Raw genomic sequence first — 24,788 nt, forward strand, 5'->3', positions numbered from 1 at the left:
ACCCTCTATAACACGCACCCGCCTTTATATCTAGTAAGAGGAGAACTGGATTTTCCTTTGTTGATGCAAAGAGTCTGATTAATGAATTAGTTGGGAAAGAGAGATAGGTTTAAATTACCCGGAAGAGAGAAATAATTAGGGAGGTTTAAAAGAGATAGGAGGAATGTATGAAAGAAAGGGACGAGGGTGGGACAGAAAGTAGCAAAATGATATTCATTCTCATTAGTGGCATTCTTATTGAAAAAATAAAAATAAAAGTCAAATTCCTTATTAACATATAAAATCTCAATATGGTAGCGTTTTCAAAGGAAAATTAGGAGTTATTTAATTAAAATCATTCTAAACTATTTGCAACTCGATTCTATTTCAGTTAAGATGGTTAATGATGAAAATAAGTAATGGAATATCCATTCAATTGAACATATGGAGGGTAACTTATGGCAACTTTAGAAATCAAAGATCTTCATGTTGAAATCGAAGGCAAAGAGATTTTAAAAGGTGTAAACCTAACTATTAACACAAACGAAATCCATGCAATCATGGGTCCAAACGGTACTGGTAAATCTACATTAGCATCTGCAATCATGGGTCACCCTAAATACGAAGTAACACAAGGTGAAGTATTACTTGATGGTGAGAATGTATTAGAAATGGAAGTAGATGAGCGTGCGAAAGCCGGTCTATTCCTAGCTATGCAATATCCTTCAGAAATCTCTGGTGTAACAAATGCAGACTTCCTGCGTTCTGCAATTAATGCACGCCGTGAAGAAGGCGATGAAATTTCTTTAATGAAATTCATCCGCGAATTAGATAAAACAATGGACTTTTTAGAAATGCCAGAAGAAATGGGCCAACGTTACTTGAACGAAGGCTTCTCCGGTGGTGAGAAAAAGCGTAACGAAATTCTTCAGTTAATGATGATCAAGCCTACTTTCGCTATTCTTGATGAAATCGACTCAGGTCTTGATATCGATGCGCTGAAAGTCGTTTCAAAAGGTATCAATGAAATGCGCGGCGAAGGATTTGGCTGCTTAATGATCACGCACTATCAACGTCTATTAAACTACATCACACCAGATCACGTACACGTTATGATGCAAGGCCGTGTCGTAAAATCAGGTGGTTCTGAATTAGCACAACGCCTAGAAGCCGAAGGCTATGAGTGGATCAAAAAAGAATTAGGTATCGAAGACGAAACAGTTGGTCAAGAAGCATAATTAAGGAGGACGAAAGAGATGACGGTTGAAACTAAATTGGCGTTATCAGCACAAGAAGTACGTTCGTTCTCGCAAAACAACAACGAACCGGCAGCATTTGCTGATTTCCGCGTTGCAGCTCTTGAAAAGGCAGCTGAACTAGCGCTCCCAAAACCAGATAAAACGAACATTACAAAATGGAACTTTACGGAATTCCCAGTTCATGCTGTGGAATCGGCGAAGTTTACATCTTTAGAAGAGCTTCCTGCAGAAGTGAAAGCGCTAATCGACATCGAAGGTCAGGAAAATCTTTATATTCAACGTAATAATACACCAGCCTTTATCAAAGTATCAGAAGAGCTGACTTCAAAAGGCGTGATTTTCACAGATATTGAAACAGCAATCCGTGATCATGCTGAGCTAGTAGAAAAATACTTCATGACAACTGCTGTAAAAGTAGATGAGCATAAATTGGCTGCTTACCATGCAGCATTAGTCAATGGTGGGGTATTCGTTTATGTGCCTCGCAATGTAATTATTGAAGAGCCACTTCAAGTTGTATTTTTAAATGACAATGAAGAAGCTTCATTATTCAACCACGTGCTCATTGTGGCGGAAGAATCTTCAGCGGTTACATACGTAGAAACGTATGTTTCGACAGTGGAAGAGGCAAAAGGCCAAGCAAATATCATCGCTGAAGTGATTGTAAAAGATAATGCACAGGTTACTTTCGGTGCTGTCGATGTATTGGCAAAAGGTTATACGACATATGTTAACCGCCGTGCGCATCTGACACGTGATGCAAAAATTGACTGGGCTCTTGGTCTAATGAATGATTCAGATACAATTTCTGAAAACATTACACATTTAGTAGGTGACGGTTCTGTTGCTGATACAAAAACGGTAGTAGTCGGCCGTGGTTCACAAAAACAAAACTTCACTACTGAAGTTCGTCATTGGGGTAAAAACTCTGATGGGCAAATCCTGACGCATGGTGTAATGAAAGAAGGAGCACAATCTATTTTCAATGGTATTGGTAAAATCGAACATGGTGCGACAAAAGCAAACGCTGAGCAAGAATCACGCGTATTGATGCTTTCTGAGAAAGCACGTGGCGATGCCAACCCAATTCTTTTAATTGATGAAGATGATGTAACAGCAGGACACGCAGCATCTGTTGGACGTGTTGACCCGACTCAACTGTACTATTTGATGAGCCGAGGCATTTCGAAAGCAGAAGCAGAGCGCCTTGTAATTCACGGATTCCTTGCGCCAGTTGTTACTAACTTGCCAATCGAAGGCGTTAAAAAGCAGCTGACGGAGGTTATCGAAAGGAAAGTTCGATAATGAATCAAGACATTAAACGTTATTTCCCAATTTTGAATCAAGAAGTAAACGGGCATCCGCTCGTTTACCTTGATAGTGCTGCAACGTCCCAAAAGCCAATTCAAGTAATCGAAGCGATGAGAAATTACTATGAACTTGACAATTCAAATGTCCACCGCGGTGTTCATACATTAGGAAACCGTGCTACGGATCTTTATGAAGGTGCACGTGAAAAGGTACGCAAGTTCATTAATGCAAATTCGACGAAAGAAGTTATTTTTACTCGCGGTACAACGACTTCTTTAAACACTGTTGCTGGAGGATATGCTCGCCAAACACTCCAGGAAGGCGATGAAATCGTGATTTCCTACATGGAACACCATTCCAACATCATCCCTTGGCAGCAGGTTGCAAAGGAAAAAGGCGCTGTATTAAAGTATTTGGATTTAGAGGCAGATGGTACGATTTCACTTGATACGGTTCGTAAAACAATTACGCCGAAAACAAAAATCGTATCTGTCATGATGGTTTCAAATGTACTGGGTACGATAAATCCAGTAAAAGAGATTGCTAAAATTGCTCATGAAAATGGCGCAATCATGGTTGTTGATGGAGCACAGGCTGTTCCTCATATGAAAGTGGATGTCCAAGACATCGATTGTGACTTTTTAGCCTTCTCAGGCCATAAAATGTGTGGTCCTACGGGTATCGGGGTACTATATGGAAAACAAGCAATCCTTGAAAACATGGAGCCGGTGGAATTTGGCGGGGAAATGATTGACTTTGTGGGTCTTCATGATTCGACATGGAAAGAGCTTCCGTGGAAGTTTGAAGGAGGCACACCAATCATTGCGAGTGCCATTGGACTTGGTGCAGCCATCGATTTCTTAAATGAAATTGGTCTCGAGAACATCGAAGCATATGAGCATAAGCTAGCAGCATATGCGATGGATCAGATGGAAACAATTGATGGTCTAGAGATTTATGGTCCACGTGATCCGAACAAACGCTGCGGCCTGGTGACATTCAATCTAGCTGATGTGCATCCGCATGATGTAGCAACAGTGCTGGACATGAACGGTATCGCTGTACGTGCGGGACACCACTGTGCACAACCGCTGATGAAATGGCTTCAAGTATCGGCAACAGCTCGTGCAAGCTTCTATATGTACAATGACGAAGCAGATATCGATGCACTTGTTGCGGGATTGCAAGCGGCGAAGGAGTATTTTAACGATGTCTTTTAACAATAACCTTGATCAACTGTATCGCTCAGTTATTATGGATCATTATAAAAACCCTCGTAACAAAGGGTCCTTGGAAGATGAAAGTGTTACTATTGATATGAATAACCCAACTTGCGGCGACCGTATCCATTTAACATTAAAAGTAGAAGACGGGATTGTACAGGACGCAAAATTCGATGGTGAAGGCTGCTCCATCTCCATGTCTTCCGCTTCCATGATGACACAAATCGTCAAGGGCAGAAAAAAAGAAGAAGCACTTGAACTAGCGGAAATTTTCTCGAAAATGATGCTGGGTGAAGAGTTTGACGTAGATAAATATGATTTAGGGGACGTGGAGGCACTACAAGGTGTCGCAAAATTCCCGGCACGCATTAAATGTGCAACACTTGCTTGGAAAGCGATGGAAAAAGGCGTGAAAAGCGATAACGAATAGTTATTGCTTAAGTAACGAACTGTCTAGGCAAAGGCGCTGATTGCCTCAAACTTTCAAGATGTGTGATAGTCAGCTGCGATAAAACATGGGCCGGCTGACTATCTGTTCAAGCATTGGAGTGGATGAGCGAGCGCTTTAGCACTTTTCTATAAACGAACGGAGGAGACAACATGGCGAAAAAGATGCCTGATATCGGCGATTACAAATATGGCTTCCATGATAAGGACGTATCAATTTTCCGTTCAAAACGTGGATTAACTGAAGAAATCGTTCGAGAAATTTCGAAAATGAAAGAAGAGCCGGAGTGGATGCTTGAATACCGCTTAAACGCTCTAGAAATCTTCTATTCAAAACCAATGCCGCAGTGGGGCGGCGACCTTTCTGCATTAAACTTCGACGAAATTACGTACTATGTAAAGCCGTCTGAAGCTACGCAAAAATCATGGGATGAAGTACCTGAAGAAATCAAACGTACATTTGATAAATTAGGTATTCCAGAAGCAGAACAAAAATACTTGGCTGGTGTATCTGCTCAGTATGAATCTGAAGTAGTTTACCACAACATGAAACAAGACCTTGAAGATATGGGGATTGTATTTAAAGATACAGACTCAGCACTTCGTGAAAATGAAGACATCTTCAAACAATACTGGGGTACAGTAATTCCAGCGTCAGACAACAAATTCGCTGCACTTAACTCAGCAGTATGGTCAGGCGGTTCATTTATCTATGTACCACCAGGTGTGAAAGTAGAAACACCATTACAAGCTTACTTCCGTATTAACTCTGAAAACATGGGTCAATTCGAACGTACGCTAATCATCGTTGACGAAGGTGCACACGTACACTATGTAGAAGGATGTACAGCACCTGTTTATACAACAAACTCACTACACTCAGCAGTAGTAGAAATCATCGTTAAGAAAGATGCCTACTGCCGTTATACAACGATTCAAAACTGGGCAAACAACGTTTACAACCTAGTAACAAAACGTACAGTTGTAGAAGCAAACGGTACGATGGAATGGATCGACGGAAACATCGGTTCAAAATTAACGATGAAATATCCGGCATGTATCCTAAAAGGTGAAGGCGCACGTGGTATGACATTATCCATCGCATTAGCTGGCCGCGGTCAGCACCAAGATGCTGGTGCGAAAATGATCCACTTAGCACCAAACACATCTTCAACAATCGTATCAAAATCAATTTCTAAACAAGGCGGTAAAGTAACATACCGCGGTATCGTTCGCTTTGGTCCTCGTGCTACGGGTGCACGTGCGAACATCGAGTGTGATACATTAATCATGGATAATGAGTCTACTTCAGACACAATTCCATACAACGAAATCTTAAATGACAATGTATCTTTAGAGCATGAAGCAAAAGTTTCAAAAGTATCTGAAGAGCAATTGTTCTACCTAATGTCTCGTGGTATTTCAGAGGAAGAAGCGACAGAAATGATCGTAATGGGCTTCATCGAGCCGTTCACAAAAGAGCTTCCAATGGAGTACGCAGTAGAGATGAACCGTCTGATCAAGTTCGAAATGGAAGGTTCTATCGGTTAATGATAAAAGATCGAGTGCAATGTGCACTCGATCTTTTTTTCGTCAGTAAAGAGTTCATTCTAATATATTATGGAGAAACAATTGGGACCCACAGCTCATGTCTTGGCTTACGTTTGGGCCCGTAATAGCATTCGATACAAGGCAAATTGGCCAGCTCATAGCCAGACGTCGGTACCCATTCTGTATATAATCTCTTCCATGCTTCTACGATATTCGGAAAAACCGCCCATGTACTTGGAGGAAGAGTGAGAATCTCCATATCATTTGGTGGCTCGCTGTCATATCTTACTCCCATAAAATAAGCAAATTCGTCATCGGTAATGGATGCTTCTTTACCGCAAACACCTAGCAAACCCTCAAGCGAGCATTTTGGATTTTCCCAAGATAGATCAATCAGTTCCTGCATAAAACCATCTTTCTTTGCACCGTTCCATAGCGTAGGGATCGTTTTAAAGGCTCTTGCCGTTTTGACAGGTTTGCTTTTTCCTATGATTCGCAGCTCAAAGTCAATATTTTCAATTCTGTATTCCATTTCTGTGTCTCCTTTTATAGAAATGTGGAAAGAGATTTTAGGGAAGGCCTTTAATTCAACACCTTGCTTTCTAGCTGCAGAAGGAGTTAAGCCGTGTATCTTTTTGAAAGCGCGTGTAAATGAATCAACGGAATCATATCCATATTTTGCTGCGATATCGATGATGAGCACGTTGCTTTTTTGAATTTCAAACGCTGCAATAGTTAAACGTCTTCTTCTGATGTATTCAGAAAGCGATATTCCGGAAATAGAAGAAAACATACGGGGAAAATGGTACTCTGATGTACAGGCAATCTTAGCTATTTCCTTATAGCTTATCTCCCCGTCGATATTTTGTTCAATATAGTCCAATACGTTATTCATTCGCTCCAGCCATTCCATATAATTTAATCTCCCTCAAACAACATAATAAGAAACTTACAAAAGTTTTGCCCGTCATTTCCTGCCTAAAAAAGTCGGATACACCATCTTTAAAATTGAGCAGTATTAATTATATTTTAGAAAATTTACCTGTAAATGTATATTAACTTTTGCTGTAGAATCTTATATTTATACGCCATCATCAACGTATAAAAGAGACATAAACAGCTATGACAGGGCTTATTGACATAGCGCTATTATGAGCGGAACCTTAAACAGGCCATAAAGAGGATTAATCGGTACTGGAGAAATAACTAGTAATGGTTTGTTTCGCTTGCTTCTTCTATAAGAGCAGGAAGAATCGAAGGAAGTACATGTTTAGTAAACGGCCTTTCTAGTCGACATGTTGAAGGGAGAGATAGTAAACGGCCTAGCGATAGTGAATTTAACTGTTCAACTAATACGATGCAGACTAGACAAGATGATATCAGGTACATCAGTAAAAATAGCCTCAATTCCAGCTGTTTGAAGCTGCCTAGCAATTGCTGCATCGTTTACTGTAAAGGCCCTTACTGTGCATCCATCTTCAATCACCCTTTGGATTGCATGGCGGTATATATGGTAGTAATGGATGTGCAGTGCATCCCCAGGCAAAGAATTTACATAAGAATTAATATCAACGATAAGAGAGCTAAACAGCACCCCTGTTTGAATAGTTGGCTGCAATTGATGGAATCGCTGGATGCTCTCATGATTAAAAGAAGAAATGATAATGCGTTCCTGTATTCCGGCCATCTCAATTTCCTCAGAAATAAGCTGTTCAATACCTTTGTATTCAAAAATATCGGATTTGATTTCAATATTCAGGATGTGGTCTGTTTCCTTGAAAACAGCAAGGACCTCTCGAAGAGTAGGAATCTTCTCACCGGCAAACTGCTCCCCAAACCATTTCCCGTAATCGTATTGCCGGAGCTCTTTTAGTGTCATGTCCTTTACAAAGCCGGAACCATTTGACGTACGGTCAATTGTTTCATCATGAATGACAACCAATTGTCTATCCGCCGTTAGATGGACATCAAATTCTACACCGAATATGTCCAGCTCCGCTGCCTTACGGAAAGCAAGAAGTGTATTTTCCGGATATTTTCCACTGAATCCCCTATGTGCAAATAGCTTCATTTTCTTTTGTCCCCACTTTCGTATGAAAAATAGTAAAACTTCTTCTCTGTTTAGAATATAGTGATTCAAAGACCGACACAACCAATTTACAGAAAATTCATATGGAGTTAACGCTCGCTTGATATCGGCCTTTTATAATGGTTTTTGTAAAGGAGCGTTAGCCCGTCAAGAAGGGGGAGAAGAAGGTGCATGGAAAGAGTAAAGCTGGAGAATGTGAAAAAGTCTTATGACAAACAGACGGAAGTGCTCCGGGATATCAATGTAGAAATAGAACCGGGAGAATTTTTTGTGCTAGTGGGCCCATCAGGATGCGGAAAGAGTACAATGTTGCGGGTTATCGCAGGGTTGGAGGAAATATCGGCAGGAAGCCTGATTTTCGGAGAGGAAATCGTTAATGATATTCATCCGAGTAAGCGCGGGATTACGATGGTATTCCAAAATTATGCCCTGTATCCACATATGACAGTAGCTGAAAATATCGGATTTGGGCTTCAGGTGAAGAAGCTTGGCAAACAACTTCGAAAAGAAAAAATAGAAGAAGTGGCGGCTATGCTCGGCTTAAGTGATTATTTGAGCAGGAAGCCGCGGCAGCTATCAGGCGGTCAGCGGCAGCGTGTGGCGCTAGCAAGAGCAATCGTGAATGAGCAGCCGATTTGTTTGATGGATGAGCCCCTTTCCAACCTGGATGCAAAACTGCGTGCCCATATGCGCTCTGAGCTTCGGCGCTTACAAAAAAAGCTAGGCTTTACGATGATCTATGTTACACATGATCAGGTGGAAGCGATGACAATGGGAGACAGGATGATGATTTTAGATAAAGGGATTGCCCAGCAAATCGGCAGTCCGATGGATATTTATAATTATCCTGAGAATACATTCGTCGCTACATTTATCGGCTCGCCGCCAATGAATTTGAAAAAAGCAATTGTACAAGCAGGAGCCCCTGCCATCAGGCTCAGTTCCACTATTACGCTGTCTGTTGAAGCAGAGCTTTTAGAGAAATTACCGGATAGTGTCATTTTCGGGATTCGGCCGGAGCATCTTGTACAGCCGGTAGAAGGAAGCAAGATTTACAAGGCACCGGTAGTAAATGTAGCACTTTTAGGAAATGAAACATTGATTTCGCTTGATTTGGATGGAGAAGAATGGATTTGTAAATGGGGAGGGCAATGGCATTATAAAGTCGGCCAATCACTTGAATTTTCTATTAACGAAGAGGAAGTTTGCTTGTTTGATCCGGAGACAGAAAAAATCATCCAAAAAGGGATGAAAGGATAAGGGGGAAGTTTATGAAGCTATGGAAACGTACTGTAAACGTAAGAGTGGGACTGCTTTACCTGCTCCCCTCGATTATCCTTTTTGGACTGTTCGTATTCTACCCGATGGCAAAGACAATTTATTTAAGCTTCTTTTTAACCAATCAAAACGGCTTGCCTGTCTATTTTAATGGGCTGGAAAACTATACGTTTATCTTTTCGTCGGATGAGTTCCGTAATAGCATGAAGGCGACTTTGTTATTTGTTGTTTATACTGTCCCGGTGAGTGTGTTGATTGCGCTTATCATGGCCATTTTGGCGAATGAAAAACTGAAGGGAGTCGGCTTCTACCGGACTATCTTTTCATCAACGATGGGCATTTCCGTTGCGGCTTCGGCTGTCGTATGGCTGTTTCTGTTCCACCCATCAGTCGGTGCTTTTAACAATATCTTGAAAACCGTTGACTTGCCAGCTGTCCAGTGGCTGCTGGATCCTGATTGGGCCTTGCTTTCTGTTTCCTTGACGACGATCTGGATGAATATTGGCTTCAACTTTCTCGTCATTTTAGGAGGTCTGCAAAATATTGATGAAAGCCTGTATGAAAGTGCAACGATAGACGGGGCAGGTTATTTTACAAAACTGCGCCGAATCACCATTCCGCTTTTATCTCCTACATTATTTTTCATCATTACGATTTCATTAATTAATGCATTCCAGAGCTTCGGCCAAATCGATATTTTAACAAAGGGCGGTCCGATTCAGTCAACAAACCTCGTTGTGTATTCGATTTATAAGGAGGCCTTCGTCAATTATCAGTTCGGTACCGCCAGCGCGCAGGCTATTGTATTATTTGGCGTCGTGCTCATTGTGACGATCCTGCAATTTAAGTTTGGAGAAAGGAAGGTTCATTACCAATGAAAATGCCTCTTTCTCAAAAAATACTCTTCTATATTCTTCTGACGGTTTTTGCCGTTCTCGTATTTTTTCCTGTCGCCTATGCCTTTTTGATTTCATTCATGACGCCGCAGGAAGTGCTGATGGGCAATATTCTGCCGCGCAGCTTTTCATTTGGAAACTACGAACAAGCTTTTGAGCGTCTGCCGCTTCTGAAATATTTATTCAATAGCTTTGTTGTTTCTACAGTCGTCATGGCAGGACAGGTATTGGTATGTGCTATGGCTGCCTATGTATTTGTATTTCTGCCGTTCCGAGGCAGCAACCTGATCTTCTTCCTGTTCATCTCTACGATGATGATTCCGTGGGAGGCAACAATGATTCCGAATTTCCTGCTTATTCAGGGGTTCGGCTGGACGAATACGTATATGGCACTAACACTGCCCTTTTTTGCATCTGCATTTGGTACGTTCCTGTTGCGCCAGCACTTTTTGACAATCCCATATGAATTGTATGAAGCAGCTCAAATTGGAGGAGTCGGCAAGCTGAAGTTTTTCTGGAAGGTTGTATTGCCGATGTCCAAAACAAGTGTCATTACATTGGGCGCCTATAGTTTTTTAACGACGTGGAATATGTATTTATGGCCGCTGCTTACGACAACGAATGATACGGTTAGAACCGTTCAGATCGGTATTCGCCAATTACAGTCAAACGAAAGTGCAACAGATTGGGGGGTGGTCATGGCAGGTGTAATGATTATTATTTTACCTACGTTAATTCTGCTCTTTTTAGGTCAGAAGCAATTGCAAAAAGGATTAACGCAAGGAGCTATTAAATAAATGAAAAGGGGCTTAGAAGAATGTCCAATGTAAAGAAGCTGTTTATGTTTGGTTTGATGTTTGCTTTATTATTTATTATTAGTGCCTGTAATGGCGAGGAAGCTGCTGACGAACAAAATGAATCATCAGAAGGAAAAACAGAAGAAAATACGGCGGCACCAGCCGGAGAAAAAACAAAAATTGAATTTTGGCATGCAATGAGCGGGCCGAACCAACAGGCGATTGATAATATTGTAGCTGACTATAATGCCTCGCAGGACAAATACGAAGTAGAAGCGCTATTTCAAGGAAGCTATGAGGAATCTTTGACAAAGCTTCGAAGTGTTGGCGGGACAGCGGATGCCCCGGCTATTATGCAAGTATTTGAAGTTGGAACAAAATATATGATCGACAGCGGCTATATCGAACCGGTACAAACATTCATTGATAAGGATAACTATGATATCGGCCAATTAGAAGAAAATATCCTAAACTATTATTCTGTCGATGATCAGTTGTATTCAATGCCATTTAACTCTTCTACCCCTGTTATGCTCTACAATAAAGATGCATTTAAAGCTGCCGGGCTGGATCCTGAAAATCCGCCTGAAACATTTGCGGAAGTGAAAGCAGCGGCTGAAAAACTAACAAATGGTGATATGAAGGGCTTTTCAATTCTTTTATACGGCTGGTTCTTTGAAGAAATGCTTGCAACACAGGGCGGTCTTTATGTAGATGCTGACAATGGCCGTACAGGTCAAGTAACAGAAGCATTATTCAATGGCGAAGAAGGACGTCGTGTATTTGAATTCCTCAAAGAAATGAACGATGCGGGCACTCTTGGTAACTTCGGCTCTGTATGGGATGATATCCGGACTGCCTTTGTATCCGGTCAAGTAGCGATGTATCTCGATTCATCTGCCGGGATTTCAGGCCTAGTGGAAAGTGCGCCATTTGAAGTAGGGGCAGCGTACATTCCGTATTCTGAAAAGGCAGAGCGTAACGGGGTTATTATCGGCGGGGCATCATTATGGATGATGAACGGTATCTCCGAAGAGGAGCAGGCTGGTGCGTGGGATTTCATGAAATACTTGCAAACAGCACCTGTTCAGGCAAAATGGCACGTAACAACAGGCTACTTTGCAATCAATCCAGCCGCATATGATGAAGCGATTGTCAAAGAACGTTGGGAACAGTATCCACACTTCCAAGTGACAGTGGACCAACTGCAGGATACAAAGCCGTCTACAGCGACACAAGGAGCCCTGATTTCCGTGTTCCCGGAATCACGCGAGCATATCGTAACAGCAATTGAAGAGCTGTACCAGGGCGGTGACCCACAGGCGGTACTTGACAAGGCAGCAGAGTCTACAAATCGTGCTATCGAAATCGCTAATAAAACGAGCGGTAAATAATTTATGTAAGGGGCTGTGTTAAAGGTCATTTTGACTTTTAACACAGCCTTTTTCCATCATAAATAGCTGCTGTAACATAATGCGCCTGGGTCATCCCCCCTTCCTAAAAGAGATGTTTCGGAATGTCTTCTCGAACAACTACTTCCTTGTTTTAGAAAGGCTGATGACTTTTAACGCGAAAGGGAAATAGTTTGCTTTTTACTGTATACTTGAAAGAGAAAAGAAAAATCCACAGTGAATCATAATAGAAAGTATCTTATAAGACGGCCATCTAATTTGGGAGGCTGCGTTATGTAGAAAGGCGGCTATGCAAAACATGGGGCATGAAGTGGATATGAGAGAACATAACGAAGAGCAGGTCATCTATTTAAGTTCTCCTGTAATCGAAACATTAGCACTGTTCAGCTCGCTGATCCAGGTGAAAAATGACTTTTTAACCGAAGAGAGAGAGCAGTTAGAAGAGGCGTATCAAAACAATTTTGCAGTTGTCCAGTTAAAGAAATTACCAGACTATAGTGTATATAATCTTTTTAATTTACTTATTCCTATACCTCATTTTTCTTCTGTAGAGCTGTTTGCTGAAAGTTTAAAACGGATGGCGCCAGGGAAATTCCTTTATTACTTTTGGGGAGAGGATGTACCCGTAGAAATAGTGACGAAGCTGTGGGAAAGTCCAAAAACAATTTGGGAACTAGATAGCAACTACTATTGGCAGACGGATGAAGTGAAGGCTATTTACGAACAATGGCTTCCGGTGCTGCAGGGTTTTAAGAATGAGCTGGCGGAACTTTTAGTGAACATTTCAAAAACTGCTGTGTTTCATGCAATGTGGCAGGAACGGGAGCCGCTTATGGAAGCATCGATTCGGGAGCTTCAACAACTATCGATGCCTTCGCTATCTTTGGCACAATATGTTATGGGAAAAACCTTTAAACGCACAAGCTTGTATAAAATGTATTACTTCATTCCGAGCTACTGCATGACCCCGGCACGCATCCGCATATTCAATGAATCGGTATGCATGGTGATTTACGGCTGTGCCAATGCATTATCGAATGAACGAGAGTCAAGCGAGGAGCTGGCCATCCGTTTAAAGGCGCTGGCGGATCCGAACCGCCTGCTTATTCTCCGTTTGCTGTCTGTCAAAAAAGAATATGGAGCAAAACTGGCTGAATATATCGGTCTTACAACAGCCACGATTTCCCATCATCTAGACATATTAAAAAAGGCAGGTCTTGTGAAAGAGGAAAAAATCGGCACGATCAAATATTTTGCAGTCGACAAGGAACAGATTACGGAAATGATGCAAAGCCTGCAGCACCTTATCGGGAAATAAGGTACATGATAGTAGTTAAACGAAGAGCAGGGGCCTTTTTTACAAAGTATAGTAGAGAAGGAGAATAGGTTTTATATGTTTTCATCAGGGCTGTGTTAAAAGTTGAAATGACTTTTAACACAGCTTTTTCCATAATATATTTGCTGCAGAGTACCGTTCTCCTGGTGACCGGCTGCCATGTCACCGTTCTAGCCGCGAAGGGTATGTCAAGGTTGCTTGGACATCCATTTTGCGTTTTTATATCGTTTAAATAATCCGTTTATTAATAGTAAACTACCTTTCTACTCATACAAAATAGCATATAAAATATCTGGCCGGTCAGTGATAATCCCATCAATACCATATTTAATTAATTTTTTCATGGCACGGGGCTTATTAATCGTATATACATGCACCTTCAAATGCTGGTCATGGGCTGTTTGGATGAGGCTCTCTGTAACAGCGCCCTGATGAACAATAATCCCGTTTGCATATTGTTTCACTTGCTGCAGCTTTTCTACAGTGAGATCGCTTGTTGCCTCTTCTGTGAATAATTGAAAGAGCTGAAGGGAGCTGTTTTGCATACGAAGCAGGCGCAGGCTTTTTTCTGAAAATGATTGGATGATAATCGTTTCATCATTCAGCCGATCTGCTATTTGCAGCTCTTTTAACAGTGTCGCTTCTACCCCGTCACGTCTGTTTTTTGTTTCGATGTAAAGCTGCTTGTCAGGATATTTTGCCAGCACTTCCTGCAATGTAAGGATAGAGGAAATACCAAATTCATTTTTCCTTTTCAATAATTGCAATTCTGCATATAGATAGTCTTTGATCGCACGTCCATCGCCATAGGAAGGAAGGGCATCATGTTCAACGACCAAGACGTCATCCTTTGTCATCTGCATATCGAACTCTAAATAGTCTGCCCCTTGAGCCAGTGCAAGGTCATACGCCTCAAAGCTGTTTTCAATTGCATAGTAGGAGGCTCCGCGATGTGCAATGATTAAAGGTTTGTTTGTGAATGGATTGTGGAAAAGCAACAACAATATAATAACTGCTAGAATAATAGATAATAGTAAATGCCATTTTTTCAATCCCCTCAGCGCCTTTCAAAATAATAGCTTGCCTATATGATAATTTGTAAAATTGCTATTCGGATAGGCTATAATAAATAACATAAAGGAGGCATTCTCATGATCCACATTGGATTAACAGGATGGGGAGATCATCCGACGCTTTATTCAGAAGTGACATCTGCCCGTGATAAATTATTTGATTATAGCGGCCATTTTCCAGTCGTTGAAGTCGATACTTCATTTTATGCGATTCCTAATCAGACGAATGTGGAAAAATGGTGTAATGAAACGCCTAAAAACTTTCAATTTGTATTAAAGGCCTATCAAGGTATGACGGGCCACCTACGGGATGATTTACCATACGAAACAAAAAATGATATGTTCAATGCCTTTATTGAATGTGCGGAGGGCTTTAGGAAGCACGGAAAATTAGCGATGATTCTCGTCCAGTTTCCTCCTTGGTTTGACTGCTCAGCAAAAAATGTGCAATATATTCGTTATGTGAAGCAGCAGTTAGCCATGTTCCCTATTGCCATCGAATTTCGTAATCAGACTTGGTATGCGGGCGAGATGAGAGAAAGGACGCTTCAATTTTTACGGGAGCAAAACCTGATCCATACCGTTTGTGACGAACCGCAGGCAGGAAGCGGTTCTGCGCCGCTCGTACCTATAGCAACTTCCGATAAAGTGCTTTTACGGATTCATGGACGTAATATCCATGGATGGCGTAACAGCGGAAACAATCAAAATTGGCGCAAGGTCCGCTTTTTATATGATTATAATGAAGAAGAACTGCAAGGGCTGGCTGCTCATATCCGCGCACTTCAAAAGCAGGCAAAGGATGTTTATGTACTTTTTAATAATAACTCGGGAGACCATGCCGCGCCAAATGCAAAACGTATGCAGCAGATCCTTGATTTAGAATTTGAAGGACTGGCACCGAAGCAATTAAAGCTGTTTGAAGGAGAAATTTGATGGCGTTTTTTGTATTATTTATTATTGCGGTAGCATCAGGAATTGTAGGGGCTCTCGTTGGTTTAGGGGGCGGCATTATTTTAGTGCCTGCAACTTTGTATATCGGAAACAAGCTTGAGCTTATAGCAGGAGTTACACCTCAAACAGTTGTTGGCTTATCTGTTATTATGATGATCTTTACAGGGCTTGCTTCTACCCTTTCCTATATGAAAACAAAAACAGTTGATTTTAAATCAGGCTTCATTTTTTTTATTGGAAGTATGCCGGGAGCTGTCGTAGGTGCCTGGATTAATAAGGGCCTGGATTTACCTTCGTTTAATCTTTATTTTGGTATTTTCCTTATTTTTATTGCTATAGTTTTGATGATCCGCGATAAGCTAAGACCGGTAAAATGGTTTGTTGAGAATGGCTGGAAGAGGGAATATAAGGATAGGGAAGGAAATAGTACAGTTTATGGATACCCAATTTGGTTTGCTGTCTTCTTATCCTTTTTTGTTGGGTGTGTATCAGGACTTTTCGGCATCGGCGGTGGAGCAATTCTTGTGCCGGCCATGCTGATCTTATTTCAGTTTCCCCCTCATGTCGCTGTGGCAACAAGTATGTTTTTAGTATTTTTAACGGCTCTTGTTAACTCGGCGAGTCATATCATGCTTGGTAATGTTCTATGGCTGTATACGCTGCCTGTTATACCTGGTGCGTATATTGGAGCAAAAGTCGGGGCAGCTATTAATCAAAAATTAAACTCTACTGCGTTAGTATACGCGCTACGGATTGTTTTATTATTAATGGGAATACGTTTAATTACTGAAGCGTTACTTTAGAAAGGGGCGGAGATGGTGCTCGAAAAAATTCATATATTTCATACAAATGATTTACATAGCCATTTTGAATATTGGCTGCGCATGCAGGCCTTTATAAAAGAGCAGCGTCAATTGTTGGCGGGAAGGGGAGAGGCAAGCTTCCTGCTGGATGTAGGCGATCATCTCGACCGTTCCAATATCTTTACAGAGGCGACGCTCGGCAAAGGAAATGTAGAAATGCTCAATATGGCTTCCTATGATGTCGTAACGATCGGCAATAATGAAGGAATTACATTGGCATTCGATGATTTGTCCGCTCTTTATGAAGGGGCTGATTTTGATGTAGTCGTTGCCAATCTTCGGGCGCTGACAGGAGAAAACCCAAGCTGGCTGAAGCCTTATACAATTTTAACGACCATGCATGGGACAACAATCGGGGTAATTGGAGCAACCGCTCAATATGATGCATTTTACCGAACGCTGAATTGGGAAGTAACAGAGCCGCGAAAAGCGCTGATCTTACTCGTTCAAACGCTCCGGCAGGAAGTAGATTTGATTGTTTGTTTGTCGCATCTAGGCATTTCAGAAGATGAGCTTTTGGCAAATGAATGTCCCGATATTGATGTTATTCTTGGAGCCCATACACACCATACGCTGCCGGAAGGAAAGGTTGTCAATGGCGTCCTGCTGACAGGCGGCGGCAAGTTCGGCCAATATACAGGACATTTAACCATTTCCTATAGCCATGCAGAAAAGCAGGTAATGTCGCTTGAAGAGCAATTGATTGAAAATGGTCAATTGGCAACAGTACCGGGAGAGGCAGAATTTCTTTTTGGTCTTTCAAAAAAGGGCAGCTCCTTAATGGGCGACCCGGTGATTCAACTGCCGAAAACTTATTATAAAGAATGGTTCCATTACTCGCCCCTTTCCGATTTATTTGCAGAAGCGGTATTTGACTACACAGGTGCTGACTGTCTTATGTTCAACGCAGGGATTTTTGTGGAGGATTTAAAAAAGGGATATGTCAGCCCATATGATATGCATAAAATTTTGCCGCATCCAATCAATTTATGTTTGATTGAGCTGACAGGAGCGGAATTAAAAGAAATGTATGTACAGGCACAAAATGAGGAATGGTGGCAGCTGCAACTGAAAGGCCTAGGTTTCCGCGGCGTCGTATTAGGCAAGCTGCTGCTGTACAATTTGAAAATGGATCGGCAGCGCCAGCTGTTTCTGAATGGGGAAATTGTCGTTCCGACGCAAACCTATACATTGGCCACACTTGATTTGTTCACATTTGGTTACTTTTTCCCGTCTTTTAAATACGCAAAAAAATATTATTATTTACCTGCCTTTTTAAGGGATATACTCCTTTCTTACCTGCAGAAATCAAGAAGTTAACAGGTCATCTTTTCTATTTAAGTAAATCAGATTATAATTTACAATATGGAATAATAACGATGGGAGTTTAGAAAACCAATGCGCTTAATATCAATCAATGTGCTGAGGGCGGGTATGGTTGTCGGAAGGACAATTTGGAATGAGGCTGGCCATCCCCTTTTACAAAAAGGGGTAGTTGTGACGGATGGGATATTGGTTCGATTAAAGCAATTGAATATCCATTATATTTATATAGAAGACCGGATTTCATATGGGATTGAAATTGAAGAAACAGTCGAACCAGCGTTACGCAGTAAAATTGTCAATAAAATTACCGAATCTTTTCATTCAGTGAGAAAACTAAATTCAAAGCAAATCTCTTTTGTGTTGGATCAGCAATCAAAGGCAATCGGCAATATAGTAGAGGATTTGCTCCAGGCAGTCCTGGATAGTAAAGAAATTTTAATGGTTTTGACGGATGCTTTTATGTATGACGAATATCTATACCAGCACTCCTTTCAAGTAACCCTTTATTCACTGGCTATTGGAAAGGAAATGGGTTATTCCTATGAAGACCTTCGCTTAATTGGTATGGGAGCCCTGCTGCATGATATAGGGAAGTTAATGGTGCCTAAAGAAATCTTATTGAAACCTGACCCTTTAACAGATGAGGAATACGAAATAATGAAGCAGCATACGAAGCATGGGTTTGATCTACTGCGCAATCTGCACTCCGTTTCTCTTCTTGTTGCCCATTGTGCATTCCAGCATCATGAACGGCTTGACGGCAGTGGATACCCAAGAGGGATTATGGATGCTGAAATCCATCCTTTCGCCAAAATTATTGGAGTTGCTGATGTGTTCGATGCTGTTACCTCAAACAGGGTGTACCGGGAAAAGCTCCTGCCTTCACAAGGAATGGCTATTATTGAAGCAGGCAGCGGCACGATTTTCAGCCCGGCAGTAGTCCAGGCACTGCGCCGAAGTGTCGTGCATTATCCAAACGGGTCTGTGCTTCTGCTGTCGGATGGCCGAAGAGGAATTGTATCAAAACAAAACTCGGGATCTCCCGAGCGGCCGAAAATTAGGGTTTTTGAGGAAGATAATATGATTCTTCCAGCTACATATGAAATGAATCTAGTAGATTTTCCAGACATATTAATCGACAAAGTGGAGCTTGAATATGCAGCGCTTGTCGAATAGAAAAAATGCCCCCTTCATATGGTAGATAGGGGGGCTTTTTTTGCTTTATAAACGACGTAGAATGCGTTTCAGACGAAAGAAGAAGGCTTCTACAAGGCTTACGCTCGTATTAGTCAGTTTACTTATCATGATCGTTGTTTCGCTTTATTATGTAAACAGTCGCCTCATGCCGGTCTATCTGGAGTATGCCGAGGTACAGACGGAAAAGGTTGCTTCCTATGTCGTAAGTAAAGCGATTAATTCCAGGACTTCAAGCGTGTTGGATGTGAATGATATTATTGTCGACCTTCCGCCTGGTACGAGTGAAATGGTGACGACGAAATTTAATACAGATATTATTAATCAGGTGCGTGCGGAAACGACATCTCTTGTAAAGGAATATTTGGAGCAAGCAGAAAATGGCGACCTTGCACATTTACCTAATCTTGAAAATGTTGAATACGATGTAGGGCGCATGGAGGCAGGAGATGGAATTGTTTTCTTTGTCCCATTGGGGCAGGCGCTGAATTTACCGATATTGGGCAATTTAGGCCCCCGTATTCCTATCAGGTTTCATATCATTGGCAATGTGCATAGCAGTGTTGAATCAACGATTGAGGAGTTCGGCATTAACAATGCCTACGTAGCAGTAAGCATTCATTTAGAAGTAAATGTGCAAATTATTATTCCATTTGCCAGTAAATCTGCTAAAGTAGAACAGTATATTCCAGTAGCGATTGGATTGATCCGGGGTACTGTGCCGCACATTTATACAGACGGCGGGGGGGAAGGAGTCCAGCCATCTCTAGAGGTGCCAGTTCCGTATGATTAATAAATCATAGGATAATTTAAAAAGCCGGTTGTTGGTTACCTCGAATATATGATACATTGACATCAACAATAGTAGTGAAAATTATGGTACATCGATAAGGGGCGAATTTCATGACATCTTGTAAACCAACGAACAACAAAGAAGAGCACTTACGTAAACCGGAATGGTTGAAGATAAAATTAAATACAAATGATGAGTATAAAGCATTGAAAAAGCTAATGCGCGAAAATAATCTGCACACTGTATGTGAGGAAGCGCGATGCCCTAATATTCATGAATGCTGGGGAGAAAGACGTACAGCAACAATGATGATTTTAGGTTCGGTTTGTACGCGGGCATGCCGATTCTGTGCGGTAAAAACAGGTCTACCGACAGAGCTTGATTTAGCAGAGCCGGAACGTGTAGCAGATTCGGTAAAAATTATGGACTTAAAGCACGTTGTTATTACGATGGTAGCTCGTGATGATTTAAAAGACGGCGGAGCGGGCGTGCTTGCTGAGACAATTCGTGCTATCCGGCGAAAAGCACCCCTTACGTCTGTAGAGGTACTGCCTTCTGATTTAGGCGGAGTGGAAGAAAATCTGCAATTGCTGATGGATGCGAAACCGGACATTTTAAACCATAATATTGAAACAGTCCGCCGCCTTACACCAAGAGTAAGAGCAAAAGCAAAATATGAGCGTTCGCTGGAATTCCTGCGTAAAGCAAAAGAAATGCAGCCGGACATCCCGACAAAATCTTCGCTGATGATCGGCCTTGGAGAAACGTGGGAGGAAATCCTGGAAGTAATGGATGATTTGCGTGCAAATAACGTGGATATTATGACAATCGGGCAGTATTTACAGCCTACGAAAAAGCATTTGCCGGTAAAGAAATATTATTCGCCGCTTGAGTTCGGTAAGCTGCGTAAAATTGCAATGGAGAAAGGGTTCTCACATTGTGAAGCTGGTCCGCTAGTACGAAGCAGTTATCATGCTGACGAGCAGGTGAATGCGGCAGCGAAAGAACGGCTTCTTCAAGATACACAAACAAGTTGATTTCAAGCCGTATTTTACTTAACATGGTCATAAGAGATTGGTGGTGGAATCATGATCCTTGTAGAAGGCTATATGTATGAATTATTGGAAGATGTAAGAGAGGGCTTTAAAGAAGAGGAATTTTTAGCCCGTTATTCGGACATTTTATTGAAATATGACTATATTGTTGGTGACTGGGGCTATGGGCAGCTTCGATTGAAGGGCTTCTACGATGATAAAAACCAAAAGTCGACATTTGATACGAAAATTAGTACGCTGCAAGATTACTTGTACGAATATTGCAATTTTGGCTGTGCTTATTTTATCATCAAGAAGATCGGGAAGGCACCTGCACCTATTCAGGAAACAGAAGAAGTGGAACAGACAGTAGAATAAAAAGGAGAGGGGCGCCTGAAAGACAAAGTCGAGGCGCTCTCTTTGTCATAAGTATAATGATGCTGTAACATAGACATCGATAATACTTTAAAAGCAGTATTTATTAAGAAAGGGCTGGGCAGAAAGTATATACTTTCTGCCCAGCCCTTTTTCTTTTTAAATTGGAAACTCCTGCTTCTTCTTAAGTTGTTTTAAGAGAGCCATTAGACGTTTATTATCCTAGTAATTCACGCAAATATTCCCGTAAATCTGCCGCCTCTTCCTCCGAACGGTTATAGACATGCTCTAAATAGCCCGGTTCCTCCACATCATCAGGGCCAATGATAGCAAATCTGCCGAACTGGATATCCAGCACAAGCACTTTACCGAAAAAACGGCTGCTTTGAAGAATGGCTAAATCATACCGCTGCGTCCGTCCTGTAAAACTTACAAAGCGCGTTTTTGTATCTTCTACATCATCATATAAGAAAAATCGTTCCATTATGGCGAAAGCTCCTTCCAATTCTCAAGAATATGTTACTATAGATAAGAAAACAGTATCAACATTTATTGATTGGAGGCAGTACATTATGTACTTCGTAGATCGTAACAAGATAACTTTAAATTTACAACATATTAATGAATTAATCGCCGTATTGGAAAATGAGACGGACTGGTTAGATTCAACAATAAATAAACTGGCGCTTCAACGCATCGGCCATAACTTAATGGAGTCAATGATGGATGTTGGGAATTTAATGATTGACGGCTTTATCATGCGTGATCCGGGAAGTTATGAGGACATTATCGACATTCTTGTTGATGAAAAAGTAATTACCCAGGAAATGGATGCGCCGCTAAAAGCAGTTGTTGGATTACGTAAAATGCTTGTACGCGAATTTATTCAAGTGAATGATCAAGAGGTGCTGGATGTGTTGACGTCAAGCCTCCCTGCCATAAAAGAATTTCCCTCAAGAGTACAGGATTATGTAACGAATGAATTAGGCCCTGTTTCTGCCTTTTTACCTGAGGACAAGTAGGATGAAGCGTTTTTGCTTTGATCTGGACGGTACAGTCTATAGAGGAAAATCGGGCATTCCGTCTGCTGTTGAATTTATTCACCGTTTGCAGGCGGAAGGGAATGAGCCGTTTTTTGTTACGAACAATTCATCAAAGACACCTGATCAGCTGCAGCAGGCGCTTACTGCAATAGGTATTCACGCAAAGCGCGGGCATATTTATTCAAGCGCATTATCTACAGCGAAATATGTCGCAAAAAACTATCGTACAGCAAAAGTGCAAGTTATTGGCGCAGATGGAATCCGGTATGCACTGGAAGCGGAAGGAATTACTGTTTCCGAAGAAAAAGAAGTGGATGTACTCGTGATGGGAATCGACCGGACAATCGACTATGCCCGTATTGCGGATGCCTGTCTGACAGTCCAGCGCGGTGCTAAACTCATTGGGACGAATGAGGATATTCGTTTTCCGACAGAGGACGGTTTTTTACCGGGAAACGGTTCATTTGTATGGATGGTAGCCAATGTTTGCGGGGTGGAACCGCTATTTATTGGAAAGCCTTCACCCGTCATGCTGGAAATGATTGCAGAGGAGCATGGACTCACACGTGATGAACTTGTGATGGTAGGGGACAATTATGATACCGATATTTTATGCGGCATTAATTTCGGATGCACAACAATCCATGTGAATACAGGTGTTACGTCTTCAGAAATCGTAAAAGGCAAGCCAACACAGCCAACATATGTAGTAGAGGATTTATCAAAGGTACCGCATCTTTAAAGATGCGGTTTTCTTTTGAAGATATACGGGAAAAAAGAAAAAACGCTGAAGAATCAGCGCTGGTTTAACAATATAAGAAATATTCATTTTTGATTTATAGCCGTTCAAGTATTTGCGCCAGCTGCCCGGGGTCATTTCTTAAATAGTTCCCTGCAAACAAATGTGGGATCTTAATCATCACCTGACGCAGCTAAAAGGCATAAATACTATTTACCATAAAGGATTTTCTTCAATATATGCATATATTTTTTCTGTCAATTCGCCAGGGGTGTCTGCTTCAACAATGTCGCCATTAACGACAGCATAGAAATTGCTTGCACATGTTGTACAGTAACTAAGACATCCGTATTCCAGTACATCGATATTCGGGTCTTTTTCTAATGCTTCTAATGTTTCCTGTGCACCATTTGCCAAATTGCTAATACAGAACTCGACCATAGGGTTCATGCCTTCGTCACCTCACTCATTGTATGCTACTAGCATTTGTATCTTTAGTCAATTCCCATAACTTGTGAAAAGTTTCACAAAATCACGATAACATATTGTGAAACTTCTCACAATCAGCTATACTCTTTTATGGAGTCTTTGTGAACATACTAGAATGAGCGAATAACTAAAGGAGAATATTATGAATAAACTAGTTTTATTAGGCGGCGGTTATGGAAATATGCGTGTATTACTGCGTTTATTGCCAAATAATTTACCGTCAGATACAGAAATTATTTTAATAGATCGCACCCCTTTCCATAGTTTAAAAACAGAATTTTATGCATTAGCTGCTGGTACTTCGACAGATAAAGAAATCCGTGTGGCATTCCCGGAGCACGAGCGCTTGCACAAGGTATTCGGTGAAGTAATCCGAATCGACCGGGAAGAAAAAGCTGTATATTTGGAAGATGGCAGAGTTATTGAATATAACGATTTAGTAATTGCTTTAGGCTGTGAAGATAAATACCATGGTGTACCGGGAGCGGAAGAATATACGTACAGTATTCAGACAATTGCTAATTCCCGCAGCACGTTTGAAAAAGTTTGTGGCCTGCCTCCGGGCTCTACAGTAGCTATTGTTGGCGCTGGTCTTTCTGGAATTGAGCTTGCGAGTGAACTGCGTGAAAGTCGTGCAGATTTGAAGGTGAAATTATTTGACCGTTCACACCGCATTTTACGTGACTTCCCGGAAAAACTGAGCAATTACGTAAAGTCCTGGTTCGAGAAACATAATGTAGAGGTTATCGCACAATCGAATATTACGCGTGTAGAACCGAACCGTCTATACAACCATGACCAAGTGATCGAAGCAGATGCTATTGTATGGACAGCAGGTGTTCAGCCAGTGAAGATTGTTCGTGACATGGAAGCAGAGAAGGATAAATTCGGCCGTCCGATTATTACTCAATATTTCAATTTGCCGGATGATGAGCATATTTACGTAATCGGTGACTGTGCTTCGTCTGACCTGCCTCCAACTGCACAACTTGCAGAAGAACAGGCAGAACGTGTTGTAAAAGTATTAAAAACACGCTGGAGCGGAATGGCATTGCCTGAAAAAATGCCAGAAATTAAGCTGAAAGGCTTTATGGGCTCATTGGGCAAAAAACAAGGCTTTGTACATCTTGCGGATACAACAGTAACAGGTCGTATTGCACGATTAATGAAGTCGGGTCTTCTTTGGATGTACAAACGTCAAAACGATAACTAAAATAAAAGGGGCTGTCCAGAAAGCATTTACTTTCTGAACAGCCTTGTTTTTTAAATAATTTACCGTAAAAGGAGCACCCGGCTATACATTTTCGGGTGCTCCTTTTTAGTAAGT

General features: G+C 41.4%; 25 protein-coding genes. 20 read left to right on the top strand and 5 right to left on the bottom strand.

Features of this window, described 5'->3' with window-relative positions; translation table 11 throughout:
• Positions 1–437 precede the first annotated feature (437 nt).
• From sufC to sufB, 5 genes are all read left to right on the top strand, one after another.
• Complete coding sequence (gene sufC, locus BOD01S_RS08890) at positions 438–1,217, top strand: Fe-S cluster assembly ATPase SufC (protein WP_036156964.1); 780 nt, start codon at positions 438–440, stop codon at positions 1,215–1,217.
• A gap of 18 nt (positions 1,218–1,235) precedes the next feature.
• Positions 1,236–2,543, top strand: a complete 1,308-nt coding sequence (gene sufD / locus BOD01S_RS08895; RefSeq protein WP_036156962.1) for a Fe-S cluster assembly protein SufD — start codon at positions 1,236–1,238, stop codon at positions 2,541–2,543.
• The gene (locus BOD01S_RS08900) at positions 2,540–3,769 is read left to right on the top strand and encodes a cysteine desulfurase (RefSeq protein WP_036156960.1); all 1,230 of its coding nucleotides are present in this window, start codon (positions 2,540–2,542) and stop codon (positions 3,767–3,769) included. Before sufD ends, BOD01S_RS08900 begins: the two co-directional genes overlap by 4 nt.
• On the top strand, positions 3,759–4,202 hold the full coding sequence (sufU, locus tag BOD01S_RS08905; RefSeq protein WP_036156958.1) for a Fe-S cluster assembly sulfur transfer protein SufU: 444 nt from the start codon (positions 3,759–3,761) through the stop codon (positions 4,200–4,202). The genes BOD01S_RS08900 and sufU overlap by 11 nt, the downstream gene beginning before the upstream one ends.
• Positions 4,203–4,372: 170 nt before the next feature.
• A complete protein-coding gene (sufB, locus tag BOD01S_RS08910; RefSeq protein ID WP_036156956.1) occupies positions 4,373–5,770 on the top strand; it encodes a Fe-S cluster assembly protein SufB in 1,398 nt (465 codons plus the stop codon).
• A 67-nt stretch (positions 5,771–5,837) separates the two neighbouring features.
• On the opposite strand, the gene BOD01S_RS08915 is transcribed toward sufB, so the two are convergent.
• Together BOD01S_RS08915 and BOD01S_RS08920 are read right to left on the bottom strand one after the other, a co-directional pair.
• On the bottom strand, positions 5,838–6,683 hold the full coding sequence (locus BOD01S_RS08915; RefSeq protein ID WP_036156954.1) for an AraC family transcriptional regulator: 846 nt from the start codon (positions 6,681–6,683) through the stop codon (positions 5,838–5,840).
• A 432-nt stretch (positions 6,684–7,115) separates the two neighbouring features.
• Positions 7,116–7,841 carry a glycerophosphodiester phosphodiesterase gene (locus BOD01S_RS08920; protein ID WP_036156952.1) on the bottom strand — a complete coding sequence of 242 codons (726 nt, stop codon included), beginning with the start codon at positions 7,839–7,841 and terminating at the stop codon, positions 7,116–7,118.
• A 189-nt stretch (positions 7,842–8,030) separates the two neighbouring features.
• On the opposite strand from BOD01S_RS08920, the gene BOD01S_RS08925 reads away from it, so the two are divergent.
• The 5 genes from BOD01S_RS08925 (at position 8,031) to BOD01S_RS23525 (ending at position 13,560) form a co-directional block, all read left to right on the top strand.
• On the top strand, positions 8,031–9,119 hold the full coding sequence (locus BOD01S_RS08925) for an ABC transporter ATP-binding protein (protein ID WP_036156950.1): 1,089 nt from the start codon (positions 8,031–8,033) through the stop codon (positions 9,117–9,119).
• Between the two features lie 11 nt (positions 9,120–9,130).
• Entirely contained in the window at positions 9,131–10,015 is an 885-nt protein-coding gene (locus BOD01S_RS08930; protein WP_052124934.1) for a carbohydrate ABC transporter permease, read from the top strand.
• A 2-nt stretch (positions 10,016–10,017) separates the two neighbouring features.
• The gene (locus BOD01S_RS08935; RefSeq protein ID WP_036157656.1) at positions 10,018–10,830 is read left to right on the top strand and encodes a carbohydrate ABC transporter permease; all 813 of its coding nucleotides are present in this window, start codon (positions 10,018–10,020) and stop codon (positions 10,828–10,830) included.
• 20 nt (positions 10,831–10,850) lie between these two features.
• Positions 10,851–12,224, top strand: a complete 1,374-nt coding sequence (locus BOD01S_RS08940) for an ABC transporter substrate-binding protein (RefSeq protein WP_081978029.1) — start codon at positions 10,851–10,853, stop codon at positions 12,222–12,224.
• A gap of 307 nt (positions 12,225–12,531) precedes the next feature.
• Positions 12,532–13,560, top strand: coding sequence for an ArsR/SmtB family transcription factor (locus BOD01S_RS23525; RefSeq protein ID WP_081978028.1), 1,029 nt, complete (start codon positions 12,532–12,534; stop codon positions 13,558–13,560).
• A 281-nt stretch (positions 13,561–13,841) separates the two neighbouring features.
• Here BOD01S_RS23525 and BOD01S_RS08950 read toward each other — a convergent pair whose 3' ends face one another.
• Entirely contained in the window at positions 13,842–14,630 is a 789-nt protein-coding gene (locus BOD01S_RS08950; RefSeq protein ID WP_036156947.1) for a glycerophosphodiester phosphodiesterase, read from the bottom strand.
• Positions 14,631–14,729: 99 nt separating this feature from the next.
• Between BOD01S_RS08950 and BOD01S_RS08955 the strand changes: the two genes are divergently transcribed.
• The 7 genes from BOD01S_RS08955 to BOD01S_RS08985 all read left to right on the top strand — a co-directional run bounded on the left by BOD01S_RS08955 (position 14,730) and on the right by BOD01S_RS08985 (position 21,193).
• A complete protein-coding gene (locus tag BOD01S_RS08955) occupies positions 14,730–15,587 on the top strand; it encodes a DUF72 domain-containing protein (RefSeq protein ID WP_036156946.1) in 858 nt (285 codons plus the stop codon).
• A complete protein-coding gene (locus BOD01S_RS08960) occupies positions 15,587–16,408 on the top strand; it encodes a sulfite exporter TauE/SafE family protein (protein WP_036156944.1) in 822 nt (273 codons plus the stop codon). The genes BOD01S_RS08955 and BOD01S_RS08960 overlap by 1 nt, the downstream gene beginning before the upstream one ends.
• Before the next feature lie 15 nt (positions 16,409–16,423).
• Positions 16,424–17,788 (top strand): bifunctional metallophosphatase/5'-nucleotidase, encoded by a 1,365-nt coding sequence (locus BOD01S_RS08965; RefSeq protein ID WP_036157650.1) that lies wholly within the window; start codon positions 16,424–16,426, stop codon positions 17,786–17,788.
• A gap of 78 nt (positions 17,789–17,866) precedes the next feature.
• Complete coding sequence (locus tag BOD01S_RS08970) at positions 17,867–18,970, top strand: HD-GYP domain-containing protein (RefSeq protein ID WP_036156941.1); 1,104 nt, start codon at positions 17,867–17,869, stop codon at positions 18,968–18,970.
• Positions 18,971–19,031: 61 nt separating this feature from the next.
• Positions 19,032–19,781, top strand: a complete 750-nt coding sequence (yunB, locus tag BOD01S_RS08975) for a sporulation protein YunB (protein WP_036157648.1) — start codon at positions 19,032–19,034, stop codon at positions 19,779–19,781.
• 110 nt (positions 19,782–19,891) lie between these two features.
• Positions 19,892–20,818 carry a lipoyl synthase gene (gene lipA / locus BOD01S_RS08980; RefSeq protein ID WP_036156939.1) on the top strand — a complete coding sequence of 309 codons (927 nt, stop codon included), beginning with the start codon at positions 19,892–19,894 and terminating at the stop codon, positions 20,816–20,818.
• Between the two features lie 51 nt (positions 20,819–20,869).
• Positions 20,870–21,193, top strand: a complete 324-nt coding sequence (locus tag BOD01S_RS08985; protein ID WP_036156937.1) for a YutD family protein — start codon at positions 20,870–20,872, stop codon at positions 21,191–21,193.
• A gap of 214 nt (positions 21,194–21,407) precedes the next feature.
• On the opposite strand, the gene BOD01S_RS08990 is transcribed toward BOD01S_RS08985, so the two are convergent.
• Positions 21,408–21,674, bottom strand: a complete 267-nt coding sequence (locus BOD01S_RS08990; protein WP_036156935.1) for a DUF3055 domain-containing protein — start codon at positions 21,672–21,674, stop codon at positions 21,408–21,410.
• An 88-nt stretch (positions 21,675–21,762) separates the two neighbouring features.
• On the opposite strand from BOD01S_RS08990, the gene BOD01S_RS08995 reads away from it, so the two are divergent.
• Entirely contained in the window at positions 21,763–22,212 is a 450-nt protein-coding gene (locus BOD01S_RS08995) for a DUF86 domain-containing protein (RefSeq protein ID WP_036156933.1), read from the top strand.
• 1 nt (position 22,213) lies between these two features.
• Positions 22,214–22,975, top strand: a complete 762-nt coding sequence (locus tag BOD01S_RS09000; RefSeq protein WP_036156931.1) for a TIGR01457 family HAD-type hydrolase — start codon at positions 22,214–22,216, stop codon at positions 22,973–22,975.
• A 210-nt stretch (positions 22,976–23,185) separates the two neighbouring features.
• Here BOD01S_RS09000 and BOD01S_RS09005 read toward each other — a convergent pair whose 3' ends face one another.
• The gene (locus tag BOD01S_RS09005) at positions 23,186–23,422 is read right to left on the bottom strand and encodes a YuzB family protein (protein WP_036156929.1); all 237 of its coding nucleotides are present in this window, start codon (positions 23,420–23,422) and stop codon (positions 23,186–23,188) included.
• Between the two features lie 181 nt (positions 23,423–23,603).
• On the opposite strand from BOD01S_RS09005, the gene BOD01S_RS09010 reads away from it, so the two are divergent.
• Positions 23,604–24,674 (top strand): NAD(P)/FAD-dependent oxidoreductase, encoded by a 1,071-nt coding sequence (locus tag BOD01S_RS09010; RefSeq protein ID WP_036156927.1) that lies wholly within the window; start codon positions 23,604–23,606, stop codon positions 24,672–24,674.
• The last annotated feature ends 114 nt before the right edge of the window (positions 24,675–24,788 follow it).

The sequence above is a fragment of the Lysinibacillus odysseyi 34hs-1 = NBRC 100172 genome, from assembly GCF_001591965.1.
Classification (GTDB): Bacteria; Bacillota; Bacilli; order Bacillales_A; family Planococcaceae; genus Lysinibacillus_B; species Lysinibacillus_B odysseyi.